Here is a 286-nt window from a genome sequence, read left to right on the forward strand (position 1 = left end):
CGATGAAGTAACCTCTTCAGATATGAGTACTAATTTATCTGGGCAAAGTTACACCGATGAACGTCAAGCACTCTTTATTGATTGGATATATACCAACTACGATAAAGAAACAGAAAGTTTGCCACCCTTTTATGTACCTCTCATACCTTACTTTACAACTGCTAGCTCTGATGCTGAAAGTTTAGCGACAACGCAAACGTTCTTTGACGCTAAACTTGATGACTTACCTGGCTATGCGCGCAAATAAATTAAGCTTGCAGAAAGAAATAATTACTGTATTTCACTT

Annotated in this window: 1 protein-coding gene; it reads left to right on the forward strand. The window is 37.4% G+C overall.

Going from position 1 to position 286, the window contains the following annotated elements:
* The coding region (locus CWB77_RS18135; protein WP_249931451.1) for an ERAP1-like C-terminal domain-containing protein at positions 1-247 on the forward strand (247 nt) is incomplete at its 5' end.
* Positions 248-286: the final 39 nt, after the last annotated feature.

The sequence above is a fragment of the Pseudoalteromonas sp. S1610 genome (assembly GCF_005887465.1).
GTDB lineage: Bacteria > Pseudomonadota > Gammaproteobacteria > Enterobacterales > Alteromonadaceae > Pseudoalteromonas > Pseudoalteromonas undina.